The following is a 15,220-nucleotide window of genomic DNA, read 5'->3' on the forward strand; positions in this document are numbered from 1 at the left end:
TGCGACGCCTCGCGGCGCGCGACTGCGGCCTGATTCGTCGTGCCGGCGTGGTATCAATCGTCACGTGTGTGCGCGTCGCTGCCGCGCGCGAGGCGCCATGCGATCGTGCCGAGCACGCCGACCGCAACGACCAGCGCCCCCCACAGCACGTAACGGCGGATCGCGTCCTTATCGGCGGCCGGCTCCGACGGGGCCGCCGAGACCGGCAGGGCCGCGCCGACGCGCGCGGGCCGCACTTCCGGCGCCATCCCGACCAGCAGCGCATCGCGGCCCACGGCCGACGAAGGCAGCGACGCATTGCCGACGCCGAGCGTGAACGGCGGCGTGCCGCGCGCGACGAACGTCAGGGCGGCCGGATGCCAGCCGACCACGACGGACGGCTGGCCGCCGCCGAGCCCGCCGTTGCGCATGTCGACGACGATTCGCCACGCGCGATCCGGATTCGACGCGAACGCCAGCGGCGGGTTGCGCTGTTCGCCACCTTTGCCCTGCAGCCGGAACAGCACCCCGCCGGCGACGTCGCGCCACGGCGTTTGCGCGTCGGGGCGGCTCTGCAGCGTTGCGCGCGCAACCGTATTCGGCTGTGGAAGGTCGATGCGCACGCGGTCGACCGGATAAGCGCCGTCGGTGTCGAACAGATACTCGCCGGGCGCACTGCCGGCCCACACGTGCGCGGCTTCGCGCCATTGGCGCGGCACGGCCGCGCTGTCCGCCGTGCGTGCATCGTGCGGTCGCGTTTCGGTCTCGATCGACCCGATCGAGGGCGCGCCGTCGAGCCAGTCGAGCCGCAGGTAGCGCGGCCCTGTGCCTTCGAGCGCGATGCGTTCCTGCATCAGCATGTCGCCGCCGCGCCCGACCTTCAGCAATTGCGTGCTGCCGAGCGAGCGCCAGCTGCGCAGATCGTCGCTCGCCGCGACTGCGACACGCCCCTGGTAGCTGTCGTCGCTGATGTGCACGAGCAGTGCGTCGACCTCGCCGTCCGCGTGCGACAGGTCGACGAGATCGGCCGCATGCTTCGCGCGCGCCGGCGCGGTGACGGCTGCGTGCAGCGAGCCGTCCGGCGCAACCGACACGCCGAGCGGTGCGTGCCCGTCGTCGGCGCGCGCCGGAGGCAGCGGGAACCACTGTACCGGCGTGCGCGACGGCGGCACGGCCGCCGCCGCTGGCGCATCGAGCGAGTAAGGCACGGGCTCGCCGCTGCCGTTGAAGATGCGCACGTCGCCGAGATCGTCACGCCGGCTGGCCGCATAGACGGTCTGCGGCACGGTCAGCTGGTAATACGCGGCGGTGCCGTCGAGATCCAGCGAGAAGCGTTGGGCAACGCGTTCGGCACCGGGCGTGCCGTCGGCCGCCGCGAACGACGTCAGCAGGCTCAGGCCGAGCAGGGCTGCGAGTCGCTTCATGGTTGGTGATCATCCCGTTGGGCCGCTGCCTTCGGCGGCAGCGGCGAGAAATAGCCGATCAACAGCAGCAGGATGCCGATACCGATGAACGACACGATACGTTCGATGCCGGTGACGTGCGACAGGTCGAACAGGAACAGCTTGATCACCGTGAGCGCGAGCAGCGCGGCGCCGACGAACCACAGCGGACGCAACCCGCGGCGCGTGGCCCAGATCATCGTCGCGAGCGCGCAGAGTGTCCAGTACACGGAAACCGACGCCTGCACGAGCGTCGATTCTGCCATTGCATCGAACGCGTACGGCACGCCGGTCCAGTGATGCAGCGTGCGCAACAGGATTGCGTTCAGCCACAGGAAGGCCGTCGCGCCGGCCGCGCCGAGCAACTCGACGCGGTAGTTGCCGAACGACCAGCCGAGCTTGCGCGCGCGCACGAACCACGACGCGGCGAGCGCATAGACCACCACGAGCACGAGGTCGAGCGGATTGAGCAGCGGGACGCGCGCCCAGCTGCCGCCGTCCTGCGTGAAGTTCGCGTAGAAGGTCCAGCCCCACATCACGACGATCAGCGGCAACGACGCGAGCGCACACACGCGCGCGATGCCGTCGCGGCGCGTCAGCCACATGCCGGCGAACGCGAACAGACTCCAGCCGACCATGAACACCTGCTGAATGCCGAACGACGACAGCACGGCGTCGATGTCGTAGGCGAGGTGGAAACGGTGATGCAGCGTGCGCAGCAGCAGCGCGTTGAACCACAGGAACACGGTCGCGAGCGCCGCCAGGTCGGCCGCGAGTGGATGCCAGACGACACCGAGTGTCTTCAGGCGGCGCAGCCAGGTCGCGAATGCGACGAAGATCAGCAGTTGCGCGACGTCGAGCGGATTGAGCAGCGGCAGCCAGAACAGCGGCGACGCATCGCCGTCGCTCGTCACGCTGGCGATGCTCCACAGCCACAGCAGCGCGGCGAGCGGCGCGGCCCCCCACACCTGATACGCACGCGGGAACGCGGCGACGGGCCAGCGCAGGCGGGAGCCGGGGCCCGAAACCAGCAGAAGCAGCGCGCCGAAGCCGTAGGCCCACGCGCTCCAGCTCCACGCGCCTTCGGGCACGAACGCGCGCAGGCGCCAGAAGCCTTCGAGCGAGAATAGTCCGCACAACGTCCAGAACATCAGCGTGTGCAGCGGCGCGATCACCGGGGCGGGGAGGGCCGCCACGGCCGACGTGCCCGTCGCGCCCGCGACCGGGCCAGCCGCCGCCGTGCCGCGCGACTGACGCAGCAGCAGCGCATAGCATGCGATGACGGCGATCGGCCACGCGAACGCGCCCATGCCCGACAGTGGTGCCTCGTGCGCATCGAACGCGCGCAATGCGAGCAGCGCGAGCACCGGCGCCAGCGCGAGTGCGGGCCATTCGGCGATCGGCCACGCGAGCTTGCGGCGCCCGACGTGTGCAAGCCATGCGGTGCCGGCTGCGAACAGCGCGGTCGCGTCGACGACGAAGCGGTCCGCATGCAGATCGACGTGGCGGCTCGCATAGACGAGGATCTCGTGCAGCCCGCCGCTTAGCCACCACAGCAGCCCCCAGGCCGCGGCCGCCGCGCCGACGTCCGGCATCCATGCGTGCCACGCGCGCGCTTCGTCGCGCCCGTGCAGCCACCAGCCTGTGAACAGCCCGGCGAGCGCGATCAGCAGCATCGCGATATACGGGCTGTTGAGCACCGGCAGCGCGCTCGTGTCGGCCGGCCCGAGCAGGCTCGTGAAGAATGCGCCGGCCGCGGCGATCTGCATCAGCAGGCCGAAGCCGAACGGCGCAAGGCGTTTCTCGCGCACGCCGACCCATACGATCGCCGCGCCTTCGATCGCCCACGCGGCACTCGTCGTCGGGCCCGAAAATGCGAGCGGCACCGCGAGCGTCGCGAAGATCACCGCCAGCGCGAGCATCGCTTCGAACAGCAACGCGAGACGGTCGCGGCGCCGCGCGAGCCATGCGGCGACCGCGACGTAGAACGCCGACAGCGCGACCGAACTCCACGCGAGCCCGAACGGCATGTCCTTCACGAGCGCCGCCTGCAGCGCCGTCGCGACGATCGGGGTGCCGAACACGAGCGTGCCGTCCACGTAGTGGCGCAGCGCCAGTTCGCGTTTCACCGCATACAGCAGCGCGATGCCGACATACATCAGGAAGAACAGGATCAGGAACGGTTCGGTGGTCGCGAACAGCGCGGGGCGGTACGCCGTCACGCCCCACGCCGAGCCGATCGTGAACGTGAACACGAAACCGAGCAGGTTCAGCGGACGCCAGGCCTTGAACCATGCGATCGCGAAGATGCCGGCGTTCAGCAATGCGTAGTAGCTGAACAGTGCGACATGGCTGCCGTGGCCGGTCGACAGCAGCACCGGCGCGAGAAAGCCGCCCGCACTGCCCATGAATGCAAGCGGCAGCGCGTTCTGCTTCACCGCGAGGAACGCGCTCAGCGCGCACACCGCGACCATCAGCGGGAACGCCGCGCCGACCGGCAGCAGTGCGTAGAGCTTGGTCGCGGCGAAGATCGTCAGGTACAGGATGCCGATGCCGCCGCCCTGCAGCACGAGGCCGTATGCCGCGCGGCGCGCACGCACGCGCCAGCCGATCGCCAGGAGCGCCGCCGCGGCGAGTGCCGTGCCGGCCAGGCGGAATTCGATCGGCAGCATGTTGTTGTCGGCCGCGTACTTGAGCAGGAAAGCGACGCCGAAGAACAGCACGATGATGCCGACGCGCACGACCGTATTGCCGCCGAGCAGCCAGTCGCGCGCGGCGCGGAACGCGCGTTCGGCGATGCCGGGTTCGCGGGGTTTCGGCGGGGCGGGAGGGGCAGATGGCGAAGTCGTCGCGGGCGGATTCGTCGGCGCGCCGGCAGCGGCGGTCGCGTCGCTCGTCGGTGTGGCGACTGCCGGTGCGGGAGCCGGGATGGACGTCGACGGCGTCACGCCGGCGCGCGCGACGGCCGGCTGCACGGACGGCCGCGGCGGCATTGCGGCGGGTGAAGGCGTGACGGTGGCGGGCATCGCCGGTGGCATTTGCGCGGCGCTGCCGGTCGTGGCGGCACCGGCCTTCGCGCCCGCGAGTTGACCGCGCAGCACATCGAGCTCGCGCGTGAGCGTGTCGACCGTCGCTTCGAGGCGCGCGACGCGATCAGCGAGCGGCACGGGGGCGGGTTGCGGTGTCGCGGGATTGGTGTAAATCGCGAATGCGTCGGGTATCGTGCCGCCGCTCTTGCGCTTGCGTTGCTGCAGCGCGTGACCGATGCAGAACCCCACCGCCGCGCCGAGCAGCGTGCCGTTGGCGGCGGAGAAATCCCCGAACAATGCGGCGATACCGCCCACGATGAAACCGATTGCGGCAAAAGCCCAATTCATCGCCTTGCTCCCTCTCTCATTTCGTTATCGTCCTTCGATCGGCGCACGGCTCGATCGAGGCTGTTTCAGTATGGCCGGCAGGCGAACCGGCATGCGCACGCCGTCGGCGCAGCGCCACGCCCAAGGCGCGCGGCGACGTCGCGATCAGCGTGTTTGCCGGCAATGTATCACAATGGCCATGGGGGATTTTCTGGGTTGCGGGCGGGCTGCGAATCGTGGCTGTCGCACGTTCGCGATGCGGGGTTTCGTACGACCATTCTTTTCGCACGAACGGGGCAGACGAGGTCGTCCGATCGGACGTGGAATTGTCGCAAAGCGACGCGCGGCCTCCGCGGGTTGATGCAAAACGACACCGCTTGCGCGTCGCGCTGCTGCGCACAAGTCATGCTCGAGATGCCCGCCACTATTGGCCTTGCGCGTATTGCATCGCCGCAATCGAGTGCCGCCGAGCGCCGTGCCACGCGCGGCGTGGCCGCCGGGTGTGTCGTATTTGCGCAAGCGTTTGTCGTAATTCGTCGGCAGGTCGGGGTTTTTTCTGGCAACTATGTAGGCACGCTATGCGATGCGTGAGTCCCCGCTACACGAGGAGAAGGTTTCGATGGATGCCCCCAAGGTCGTGGTCGAAGGTCTGTGCAAGGTATTTGGAAGCAACCCGCAGCAGGCACTCGACATGCTCGCTGCCGGCGCGACGAAAGATGATGTGCTCAAGCGTACCGGTCAGGTCGTCGGTGTGCACAACGTATCGTTTGACGTGCAGGAAGGCGAAATATTCGTGCTGATGGGCCTGTCCGGCTCCGGCAAATCCACGCTGATCCGCCTCGTGAACCGGCTGGTCGATCCGAGCGCCGGCAAGGTGCTGATCGACGGGCTCGACGTCGCGTCGGCACGCCGCTCCGCGCTGACGGCGCTGCGCCGCAAGGACATGAGCATGGTGTTTCAGTCGTTCGCGCTGATGCCGCATCGCACCGTGGTATCGAATGCCGCGTTCGGCCTCGAGGTCGCAGGCATCGGCAAGAAGGAACGCGAACGCCGTGCGATGGAGGTGCTCGAGCAGGTCGGTCTCGCACCGTTCTCGCACAAGCTGCCGTCGGAGCTGTCGGGCGGCATGCAGCAGCGCGTCGGCCTGGCCCGCGCGCTGGCCGTGAATCCGTCGTTGATGATCATGGACGAGGCGTTCTCCGCACTCGATCCGCTCAAGCGCCGCGAAATGCAGGACGTGCTGCTGCAACTGCAGAAGGAACAGCGCCGCACGATCATGTTCGTGTCGCACGATCTGGAAGAGGCGCTGCGCATCGGCAACCGCATCGCGATCATGGAAGGCGGCAGGCTCGTGCAGGTCGGCACGCCGCAGGACATCATCGCGAACCCGGCCGACGACTACGTGCGCGCGTTCTTCGACGGCATCGACACGAGCCGCTATCTGACGGCGGGCGACCTGATGCAGACGGGCGCCGTGCCGACCATGTCGAAGTGCGATGCCGCGAACGTCGCGGCGACGCTGAACGGCAGTGCCGAATACGCGTTCGTGCTGGACGCCGCCCGCAAGATCCGCGGCTTCGTCACGCGCGAGGCGATCGGTCAGGACACGCCGTCCGTGCGGCCGATCGAAAGCATCCGGCGCGATGCGTCGCTCGAACATGTCGTCGCGCGCGTCGTCGCGAGCCCGAATGCACTGCCCGTCGTCGATGACGACGGCTGCTACTGCGGCTCGGTCGACCGCGCACTTATCCTGAAGGCCATCACGCGCTCGCGAGGCTCCCATGTCTGAAATGATTCCGCTCGGTAGCTGGGTCGACCAGTCCGTTCACTACTTGCTCGACCATGACGCGGCGACGTTCGATACGATCGGCCGCGCGATCGAGGGCCTCGCCGCATTCGTCGAGCACAGCCTGCAGGCGATCCCGATGTGGCTGATGATGGCGATCTTCATCGGTGTCGGTCTGTGGCGCGTGGGCTGGCGCTTCGCGCTGTTCACCACCGCGTCGCTGCTGCTGATCTTCGCGACGGGCTTCTGGGACCAGACGGTCATCACGCTCGGCCTCACGCTGTCGTCGACGATCGTCAGCCTCGTGCTCGGCATTCCGCTCGGCATCTGGGCGGCGAAGAGCAAGTGGGTCGCCGCGATCGTGCGTCCGATTCTCGACCTGATGCAGACGATGCCGGCGTTCGTGTATCTGATTCCGGCCGCGATGCTGTTCGGTCTCGGCCGCGTGCCGGGGATCCTGTCGACGGTGATTTTCGCGATGCCGCCGGCCGTGCGCCTGACGAGCCTCGGCATCCGTCACGTGAACCGCGAGATCGTCGAAGCAGGCCAGGCATTCGGTTGCACGCCGTGGCAGCTGCTGTACAAGGTCCAGTTCCCGAACGCGCTGCCGTCGATCATGCAGGGCGTGAACCAGACGATCATGATGGCGCTGTCGATGGTGATCATCGCATCGATGGTCGGCGCGGGCGGCCTCGGCAACGACGTCCTTGCAAGTATCCAGCGCCTCGACATCGGCCTCGGCTTCGAAAGCGGTCTGTCGGTCGTGCTGCTCGCGATCATTCTCGACCGTATCACCGAGAGCTTCGGCCGCGCGCCGGGCACCGTGAAAGCACCGCTGTTCTCGGGCCTGAAGCAACTGTTCCGCGCGAAGGCCACGCCCGCGCAAGCGTAAGCAACCGGCGGCCGGTTCGCCCTCCGGCCGCCTCCCCTGATTCGATACCGGCTTCCGTGGCGTTTGCCATGGGGCTGGCCGCGTGCAACCTGCTCAATTCGCCAGGAGCCCGATGTGACGTCCGCCGCCGCTGCCGCCGTGCCCGCCGCTTGCGTTTCACCGGTTTCGTCCCTTGCCCATTTCGGCTTCCTGACGCTGCCGAATTTCTCGATGATCGCGTTCTCGAGCGCTGTCGAAGTGCTTCGGATGGCGAACTACGTCGGGCGATCCGACCACTACCAGTGGTCGATCTATTCGCTCGACGGTGCGCCCGTGCATGCCAGCAACGGCATCGCGGTGCGGCCGACCCAGGCGCTCGACTACACGAACCTGCCTGACGTGATGATCGTGTGCGGCGGGATCCGCATCCGCGACGTGGTCGACGACGGCGCGCGCGACACGCTCGTCGCGCTCGCTGAGCGCGGGCTGCCGCTGGGCGGCATCTGCACAGGTGCGTATGCGCTGATGTCGGGCGGTCTGCTCGACGGCTATCGCTGCACCGTGCACTGGGAGAACCTGTCCGCGCTGCATGCGGAGTTTCCGCGGGTGGGGTTCGCCGACGAGTTGTTCGTCGTCGATCGCGACCGGCTCACCTGCACCGGCGGTACCGCGCCGCTCGACCTGATGCTGAACCTCGTCGGCATGCGCTTCGGCCAGCAGCTCGCCGCGCAGGTGTCCGAGCAGTTCATCCTGGAGCGCATCCGCAGTTCGACCGACACGCAGCCGATTCCCGTCGATGCGCGCGTCGGTTTCTCGCGCGCGGAGCTGATCGAGGTCGTGCGGCTGATGGAGGCGAACATCGAGGAGCCGCTTTCGCTCGAGGAACTCGCACGGCTCGTGCGGCTTTCGCAGCGGCACCTGCAGCGCATGTTCAAGGTTTACCTGAATGTGTCGCCCACCCACTATTACCTGACGCTGCGTCTGAAGCGCGCGCGCGACCTGCTGCGCACGACCGACGCATCGATCGCGCGCGTGACGACGACGTGCGGATTCCATTCGCCGTGTCATTTCAGCAAGGCGTATCGCGCGCAATTCGGTCACGCGCCGAGCTACGAGCGACGGTTGCCGGGGCGCTGACGCGACCCGCGCGAGCCATTCGGTCCGCGACGCCGCCGGGATCTCGGCACGCGGTTTCAACACTCGATCCCGCACTCATGAAAAACGACGTCACTTTGAGGAGAAGACAGATGAAGCGCCTATTGATCGCAGCGGCATGCGGGATCGGGATTGCAGCGCCGATGTCGGCGGTTTATGCGGCCGACCCGCCCGTATGCAAGAACGTGCGCTTCGCGGACGTCGGCTGGTCCGACATCGCGGCCACCACTGGTCTCGCATCGACGATGCTGCAGGGGCTCGGCTACACGCCGACCAAGACGATCGCGTCGGTGCCGATCACGTTCGCGGGCATCAAGAGCAAGCAGATTGACGTGTTCCTCGGCTACTGGTCGCCGACGATGGATCCGATCATCCAGCCGTTCACGAAGGCCGGCACGATCAAGGTGCTCGCAACGCCCAACCTGACCGGCGCGAAATACACGCTCGCGGTGCCCGACTACGTGTACCAGGGCGGCCTGAAGTCGTTCGCCGACATCCAGAAGTTCGCGGACAAGCTCAACGGCAAGATCTACGGGATCGAACCGGGCAACGACGGCAATCTGCTGATCAAGAAGATGATCGACGGCAACCAGTTCGGCCTCGGCAAGTTCAAGATGGTCGAGTCGAGCGAGGCCGGGATGCTGGTCGAGGTGAATCGCGCGATCCGCGACAAGCAGTGGATCGTGTTCCTGGGCTGGGAACCGCATCCGATGAACGTGCAGATGAAGATCGACTACCTGAGCGGCGGCGACGACGTGTTCGGCCCGAACTACGGCGAAGCGAAGGTGCTGACGGCCACGCCGCCCGACTACGCGCAGCGCTGCCCGAACGTCGCGAAGTTCGTGTCGAACCTGCAGTTCACGACGACGATCGAGAATCACGTGATGGTGCCGATCATGAACAAGGAGGATCCGAACAAGGCGGCGGCCGAGTACCTGAAGGCGAATCCGCAGGCGCTCGACAAGTGGCTCGCGGGCGTGACGACGATCGACGGCAAGCCGGGTCTGCCGGCGGTGAAGGCGTATCTCGGCGTGCATTGAGCGACGAGACGAACCGCGCGCTCGCTGAAGGCGGCGCGCCGGCGCGATGAAACGCGGCCCTCCCGTATCGCGCGGGCGGGCCGCGTTGTTTTCGGGCCTGGAGCCGATCGGCGAAGCGCCCGGCCGCGAACGAACGTCACGATTCCTTCGTCGCCGCCGGCACGTCGAACACGCGATCGAATGCCCACTGGAACACGAACGCGTAGCAGAAGAAGAACGCGAACAGCCCGATGTCGACGACGAACGCGTCGAACCACGAGATGTCGAGCCACCACGACACGACCGGCACGAGAATGAAGATCAGCCCGCCCTCGAATCCGGTCGCATGCAGGATTCGCCGCGCGAGCGTGCGCCTCGGCTGCCGGCGCGACGCTTCCCAGCGCTCGAACAGCGCGTTGAAGATCATGTTCCACAGCAGCGCGATCGCGGACATCGTTGTGGACAGCGCGCCAGAATAGACGAGGCCCTGCTTGAAGATCGCCGCGATCGCAGGCGAGATGCAGGAAATGGCGATCGCTTCGTAGAGCACTGCCTGCGTGATCCTGCGCGGTAGGCCTTGCACGTTGTTTCTCCGGTTCGACGGTGACTCGACGGTTGCTTGCGCGGCACGGTGCCACGACGTCCCGCAAGGCTACGTGCGTTGCGCGAGCGCTTCAATTCACCTAATCTCACCCCGATTGAATCGAATTCAACCCGGCCGGACCCGGCCCGCGAGGCCCCGTGTTCTCGAAAATTCCCCTGACCGCATTGCGTGTATTCGAGTCGTCGGCACGGCTCGGCTCGTTCAAGGCTGCGGCGGACGAGTTGTCCGTGACGCCCGCGGCCGTGTCGCATCAGATCAAGTCGCTCGAAAGCCGGATCGGCGTGCTGCTGTTCGAACGTGGCGCGAGCGGCGTGCGGCTCACGGAGGAGGGCGAGCGCCTGTTTCGCACGAGTCACGATGCACTGCTTGCACTGAGCCGCGGGCTCGACGCGGTGCGGCCCGAAGCGGCCGATGAGCGCACGCTCGTGCTGACGACTACGCCGGCGTTTGCAGCGATGTGGCTGATTCCGCGCCTCGGCCGGTTTCGGCAGGTCGATCCGCAATTGAACATCAAGGTCGAGACCGGCAACACGCTCGCCGATCTCGAACGCGACGCGCGAATCGATCTCGCGATTCGCGCGACGTCGCGCACGTTTCCGGCACTGCACGAGATTGCGCTGATCGACGAGTATTTTGGTGCGTATGCGGCTACCGGGTTCGATGCCCATCGTTCGGATGAGCGCCTCGATTTGATCGAGACCGTGTGGGATACGCCGCTGCCGGTGTCGATCGATTGGACCTCGTGGTGTCGTGCGGCGGGCCGGGACGTGTGGCTCGAACGCGCGGTGTTCCGTCACTACGACGACGAGCATTACGCGTTGCAGGCGGTATTGCACGGGCAGGGTGTCGGGCTGCTCAGTTCCGTGCTGGTCGCCGAGCACGTCGAGCGTGGCGCGTTGATGCCGATCGAGCCGTCGGTGCGGCTCGCCGGCGCACGCTTCGTCGCGCTATGCCGACCCGGGCGGGAGCGCGAGCCGCAGGTCAGGCGGTTTCTCGAGTGGCTCGAAGCGGAAATCGCGCGCACGCGTGGGGCGGTGGCCCGAATCGCGCCGCGAATGTGAAGCAACGGTCCGGCGCCTGCATTCCGCTGTGAGGCGTTCGGGTCCTTCGTTACCCGAAACGCACGCAATACACCGGCGGCAAATGCGCGGAGACCTGCCGCCAGTTTTCACCGCCGTCGCCGGACGTCCATAACCCTCCCGTCGTCGACGCCATCGCGAGACGCGTGCCGGAGTCGTCCACCGCAAGCCCGTGCCGATACACGAGGTCGTAGGCCGGCGCGGGCGGCAGCCCGTTCGACAGGCTCTCGAAGCTGCGGCCGCCGTCGCGCGTGCGCGTGACGACGAACCGGCCGTTCACCGGAATCCGGCACGCATCCTTCACCGCCGGTACGAACCATGCGGTGTCGGGATCTGCCGGATGCACGGCGACCGCGAAGCCGAAGCTCGACGGCTGCGCTTCGATCCGCTGCCAGTGCGCTGCGCCGTCGGTCGAGCGGAAGATCGCGCAGTGATGCTGAGTCCACAGCACATCGGGAGCGGCCGCGCACTGGACGACACGGTGCGGATCCTGCACGTTGGGTTCGCCGCGCCGCTCGGGCGGCATGTAGTCGGCCTCCATGCCGTCGGCGCTGACGCGCCAGGTCGCGCCGCCGTCGAAGGTCTGCCAGACGCCGCCGCACGAAATCCCGATCGTCACGTGCCGGCTGTCGCGCGGATCGACCATCACCGAATGGATGCCGGCTGCATCGTAGCCACCGCCGAACCACTCGGCGCGCTCCGGGCGGCTCCATAGCGCGTGGTTGAGCACCCACGAATCGCCGCCGTCGTCGGAGCGGAACAGTCCGCCCGGTATCGTGCCTGCCCACAATACGCCCGGCTCGTCGGCGCCGCCTGATTCGAGCGACCAGATCTGCTGAAGCGTCCAGGGTGGGCGCGGCGGGGCAGGCGCTTCGTCATCCGAATCGCCGGCGCCTGTGTGTGTGTCGGCGTTAGCCCGAGGCGCGTCGGCCGGCTGCGGTGGATAGACGGGGACCGCACATTCTTCCCAGGCGGCGGCACCGGCGCGCCGGCGATGCAGCTTGACGCCGAAATGGCCGAGATTGAGCGCCGCATACAGCGTACCGTCGCGCGGGTCGGCCAGCGTCATGCTGACGGGTTCGCCGATGAAGTGCGGCTCGCCGAGCGACCAGCCGCCGTTGCCATCGGCGTGTAGCACGAACAGGCCCTTGCGGGTCGCGACGAGCAGTCGATCGTTCATGTCGGGTGTCTCCAGTAAGTCCGACCGGGCGCTTGTTTCGATGGAGATGCGTCCCTTTATCCGCCGGACAACGCCTGCACGACATAGACGCGGCTGGCATCGCCGAGCGCATCGGACAGGTGTTGCCGGTCGCGTACCGGCTGGCCGTCGATGAACACCGACAGGTGCTTTCGCAGCGCACCCTGGTCGTCGACGATATAGCCGCGCAGCCGGGGCTGCTCGCCGAAGACGGTTTCAAGCGCTTCGCCGAGCGTCCGTGCGTCGACGTCGCGCTCGGGCGTGTCGATATGGCGCTGGATCGACGCCGCGAAGAAGAGGTGGGCCATGGCAGTGGCTGGCAGGAGCCGCGCGGGGAGACGGTCTGTAGTGTAGGCGATCGATCGGGCCAGCAGCGACATTTGCCGTGCGGCCGGCGGCGCGACGACGTTGCTGCGTCGCGCAATGATCCGGCTAGGCATATTTGTCGCCGACGGTACTTCGCACCGGATGCGTGTCGTAGATGATGACCATGCGCTCGATGCGCGCGTCGTCGTCGAATTCGAAGACGTCGACGCACTCGAACCGCACCTCGGAGCCGTCCTTCAGTCCCCAGTCGTAGACGAAATAGCCGGTGGCCCGACGTGCGCCCGTCGTGCTGACGCAGATGTCGAGCGGCGTGATCCGGCTTTGTCCGGATGCCGCCGCGACTTTTTCGAAAAAGGGCTGTGGCGCCATCCAGCCGAGAAACGGCGAGAATATCCGTGCATCCGGCGCGAACAGCGCGCAGATCTCGGCGATGTCGCCGCGTTCGAGTGCTTTCAGGTAGGTATCGACCTGCCGCGTGTATAGTGCGTCGGACGACGAGACCATGGTATTTCTCCGCTGATGGTTGACGAGCCTGCCGCGACAGCCGCCGCGAACCGGTTCAACCACGATAGCGATGCCGCGATGACCGAACAAACGAATAATCCGCAACCCGGGTATGTCGCCCGCGCATATCCGCTGGCGGATCTGACGCGTGCGCTGCCGCCGCTGACGGCGTTCCAGGCGTTCGTCGCCGCCGCCGAACTCGGCAGTTTCAACCGGGCCGCCGAGCATCTGTGCCGGACCCAGGGTGCGGTGAGCCGTCAGGTGCAGCAACTGGAAGCGCACTACCGATGTGCGTTGTTCGTCCGTCATCCGTCGGGATTGACGCTGACCGGGGAAGGCAGCGCGTTGCTGACGGTGGCCGTCAACGTGCTCGCGCAACTGGCGCAACACGCGCATGCCCATGCGCATTCCGCGTCGACCCTGACGTTGCGCTTGCCTTCCACGTTCGCGATCCGGTGGCTGCTGCCGCGGCTCTCGGCCCTCAATCACGCGTTGCCGCGAACCGAATTGCATATTCACACGTCGGCGGACGACACACCGGATTTCACCGACGCCGATTTCGATGCCATCGTCGTGCGCGGTACCGGAAACTGGCCAGGAATGGTGGTCGTGCCTTTATTCGACGAGTGCCTTACGCCGATGTGCACGCGCGACGCAGGCACGTCGTTGAAGTCGTTCGCCGATCTCGCGCATGCGACGCTGCTGCATCCCGCGCGCAATCGAGACGAATGGCGATGCTGGCTCGACGCCGTCGGCGCAACGCAGATCGACCCGGGCACCGGGCTCGTATTCGATACGCTCGAACTGACGTTGACGGCAGCGGCTCACGCACACGGCGTCGCGATCGGCGATCCGCGCATGGCGGCGGATCGGCTGGCGGCCGGCGCGCTGGTCGCGCCGTTTCCGGAGGTGGTGCGCAACGGTCTGGGTTACTACCTCATCTACCCGGCGCAGCGCGCCGCGCAACCCGCGATTCAAGCGCTCGCGGAGGTTCTGACGCGTCTCGCGCGCGAGGATTGACCGCGAAGGGCGCGCGTCGTGCAGTTGGCTAAACCGGAATCGACCGCCCGCGAATCCTGATCCCGAGCCGCACGACGCCGATCACCGTATTCGACACCCACGTGAGCAAGCGCGGCATCCCGCGCCGTCGGATATCGAGCAGCAGCACGATCCGTACTTCGTCGCTGTCGTTCCATACCTCGTGCACGAACGTGTCGTCCCACAGCAGGAAACGGCCTTCCTCGAGCCGATATTCATGACCGTCGACCTTCAGCACCGCGGCCGGCGTGCCGTCGGCGCGCTTCGGCATCGACAGCACGAGATAGCCGCGCAGGATGCCGCGAAACGGTCCGCGATGCGGCGGGATGTGTTTGCCGGGCGCGAGGAACGACAGCGACGCGGACAACACGTCCGGCGACGCCGCGACGATCGACGCGACGGTCGGGCAGCGCGACAGGTTGCGCGGGAACGGCTGGCCGTAAGCCTGCATGATGAACATCCGCCAGTCGCGCGCATCGTTGGCCGAGATGTCGTGCTGTTCGCGCATGATCTCGTGGAAACGCGGGATGCGCGGCAGGTCGCGCGCGACGGCGAGCGCTTCCGCGCGAATGGCCGGCCACGCGCGGACGAATCGCTCGGCGTCGGGGAACATGGCCGAATCGAGCACGGCACCGCTGTCGATATGACGGTCGAACAGTGCGCGAAGCAGGCCGGCTGCATAGTCGTAAGCGACGGACATGATCGAGGCGCGATCCACAAGGTGTCGTCAGTCTGCCCCACGCGCGGTGGGGCTTGCGTTACGTCAGGTTACGCCGGCTGACGAAAGAATGACAGCTCGATGAACGTCCGGCACAAGCGGTTCGCCATTCCGGGAATAAACGGACACCCAGCGTCGTCATAC

The 15,220-nt window shown here is 67.1% G+C and carries 12 protein-coding genes and 1 pseudogene; 6 read left to right on the forward strand and 7 right to left on the reverse strand.

Annotated features, from left to right (window positions below):
• Window positions 1-53 precede the first annotated feature (53 nt).
• Window positions 54-1,403 carry a DUF3999 domain-containing protein gene (locus ACT2FV_RS00365; protein ID WP_444502953.1) on the reverse strand — a complete coding sequence of 450 codons (1,350 nt, stop codon included), beginning with the start codon at window positions 1,401-1,403 and terminating at the stop codon, window positions 54-56.
• Window positions 1,400-4,798 carry a DUF2339 domain-containing protein gene (locus ACT2FV_RS00370; protein WP_444502954.1) on the reverse strand — a complete coding sequence of 1,133 codons (3,399 nt, stop codon included), beginning with the start codon at window positions 4,796-4,798 and terminating at the stop codon, window positions 1,400-1,402. The genes ACT2FV_RS00365 and ACT2FV_RS00370 overlap by 4 nt, the downstream gene beginning before the upstream one ends.
• A gap of 476 nt (window positions 4,799-5,274) precedes the next feature.
• Here ACT2FV_RS00370 and ACT2FV_RS00375 point away from each other — a divergent pair.
• From ACT2FV_RS00375 to ACT2FV_RS00390, 4 genes and pseudogenes are all read left to right on the forward strand, one after another.
• Window positions 5,275-6,566: pseudogene (locus ACT2FV_RS00375) on the forward strand (quaternary amine ABC transporter ATP-binding protein); the annotation flags it as partial.
• Entirely contained in the window at window positions 6,559-7,455 is an 897-nt protein-coding gene (gene choW, locus ACT2FV_RS00380) for a choline ABC transporter permease subunit (RefSeq protein WP_059819594.1), read from the forward strand. The pseudogene ACT2FV_RS00375 and the gene choW, both read left to right, overlap by 8 nt.
• Window positions 7,456-7,569: 114 nt before the next feature.
• On the forward strand, window positions 7,570-8,571 hold the full coding sequence (locus ACT2FV_RS00385) for a GlxA family transcriptional regulator (RefSeq protein WP_124629774.1): 1,002 nt from the start codon (window positions 7,570-7,572) through the stop codon (window positions 8,569-8,571).
• A 110-nt stretch (window positions 8,572-8,681) separates the two neighbouring features.
• A complete protein-coding gene (locus tag ACT2FV_RS00390; RefSeq protein ID WP_059534053.1) occupies window positions 8,682-9,629 on the forward strand; it encodes a choline ABC transporter substrate-binding protein in 948 nt (315 codons plus the stop codon).
• Between the two features lie 136 nt (window positions 9,630-9,765).
• On the opposite strand, the gene ACT2FV_RS00395 is transcribed toward ACT2FV_RS00390, so the two are convergent.
• Window positions 9,766-10,191, reverse strand: coding sequence for a PACE efflux transporter (locus tag ACT2FV_RS00395; protein ID WP_124906306.1), 426 nt, complete (start codon window positions 10,189-10,191; stop codon window positions 9,766-9,768).
• A 158-nt stretch (window positions 10,192-10,349) separates the two neighbouring features.
• Between ACT2FV_RS00395 and ACT2FV_RS00400 the strand changes: the two genes are divergently transcribed.
• Window positions 10,350-11,273: a LysR substrate-binding domain-containing protein gene (locus ACT2FV_RS00400; RefSeq protein ID WP_124629776.1), complete on the forward strand. Its 924-nt coding sequence runs from the start codon at window positions 10,350-10,352 to the stop codon at window positions 11,271-11,273.
• A 49-nt stretch (window positions 11,274-11,322) separates the two neighbouring features.
• Here ACT2FV_RS00400 and ACT2FV_RS00405 read toward each other — a convergent pair whose 3' ends face one another.
• The 3 genes from ACT2FV_RS00405 to ACT2FV_RS00415 form a co-directional block, all read right to left on the reverse strand.
• Window positions 11,323-12,471 (reverse strand): WD40/YVTN/BNR-like repeat-containing protein, encoded by a 1,149-nt coding sequence (locus tag ACT2FV_RS00405; RefSeq protein WP_444502955.1) that lies wholly within the window; start codon window positions 12,469-12,471, stop codon window positions 11,323-11,325.
• Between the two features lie 56 nt (window positions 12,472-12,527).
• Window positions 12,528-12,797 carry a MoaD/ThiS family protein gene (locus ACT2FV_RS00410; RefSeq protein ID WP_011659529.1) on the reverse strand — a complete coding sequence of 90 codons (270 nt, stop codon included), beginning with the start codon at window positions 12,795-12,797 and terminating at the stop codon, window positions 12,528-12,530.
• A gap of 124 nt (window positions 12,798-12,921) precedes the next feature.
• Entirely contained in the window at window positions 12,922-13,320 is a 399-nt protein-coding gene (locus tag ACT2FV_RS00415) for a nuclear transport factor 2 family protein (RefSeq protein WP_444502956.1), read from the reverse strand.
• Window positions 13,321-13,398: 78 nt separating this feature from the next.
• Here ACT2FV_RS00415 and ACT2FV_RS00420 point away from each other — a divergent pair, with 78 nt between their 5' ends.
• Window positions 13,399-14,340: a LysR substrate-binding domain-containing protein gene (locus tag ACT2FV_RS00420; RefSeq protein WP_444502957.1), complete on the forward strand. Its 942-nt coding sequence runs from the start codon at window positions 13,399-13,401 to the stop codon at window positions 14,338-14,340.
• A gap of 28 nt (window positions 14,341-14,368) precedes the next feature.
• Here ACT2FV_RS00420 and ACT2FV_RS00425 read toward each other — a convergent pair whose 3' ends face one another.
• Entirely contained in the window at window positions 14,369-15,058 is a 690-nt protein-coding gene (locus ACT2FV_RS00425) for an aspartyl/asparaginyl beta-hydroxylase domain-containing protein (RefSeq protein ID WP_151048171.1), read from the reverse strand.
• Between the last annotated feature and the right edge of the window lie 162 nt (window positions 15,059-15,220).

Source organism: Burkholderia sp. PR2 (assembly GCF_052372875.1).
GTDB classification, from domain to species: Bacteria; Pseudomonadota; Gammaproteobacteria; order Burkholderiales; family Burkholderiaceae; genus Burkholderia; species Burkholderia diffusa.

What these genes read in the sequence shown, in the direction of transcription:
- ACT2FV_RS00415 (WP_444502956.1), bottom strand. Translation starts at nt 13,320, where the DNA reads ATGGTCTCGTCGTCCGACGCACTATACACGCGGCAGGTCGATACCTAC.
- ACT2FV_RS00390 (WP_059534053.1), top strand. Translation starts at nt 8,682, where the DNA reads ATGAAGCGCCTATTGATCGCAGCGGCATGCGGGATCGGGATTGCAGCG.
- ACT2FV_RS00365 (WP_444502953.1), bottom strand. Translation starts at nt 1,403, where the DNA reads ATGAAGCGACTCGCAGCCCTGCTCGGCCTGAGCCTGCTGACGTCGTTC.
- ACT2FV_RS00370 (WP_444502954.1), bottom strand. Translation starts at nt 4,798, where the DNA reads ATGAATTGGGCTTTTGCCGCAATCGGTTTCATCGTGGGCGGTATCGCC.
- choW (WP_059819594.1), top strand. Translation starts at nt 6,559, where the DNA reads ATGTCTGAAATGATTCCGCTCGGTAGCTGGGTCGACCAGTCCGTTCAC.
- ACT2FV_RS00405 (WP_444502955.1), bottom strand. Translation starts at nt 12,471, where the DNA reads ATGAACGATCGACTGCTCGTCGCGACCCGCAAGGGCCTGTTCGTGCTA.
- ACT2FV_RS00420 (WP_444502957.1), top strand. Translation starts at nt 13,399, where the DNA reads ATGACCGAACAAACGAATAATCCGCAACCCGGGTATGTCGCCCGCGCA.
- ACT2FV_RS00425 (WP_151048171.1), bottom strand. Translation starts at nt 15,058, where the DNA reads ATGTCCGTCGCTTACGACTATGCAGCCGGCCTGCTTCGCGCACTGTTC.
- ACT2FV_RS00410 (WP_011659529.1), bottom strand. Translation starts at nt 12,797, where the DNA reads ATGGCCCACCTCTTCTTCGCGGCGTCGATCCAGCGCCATATCGACACG.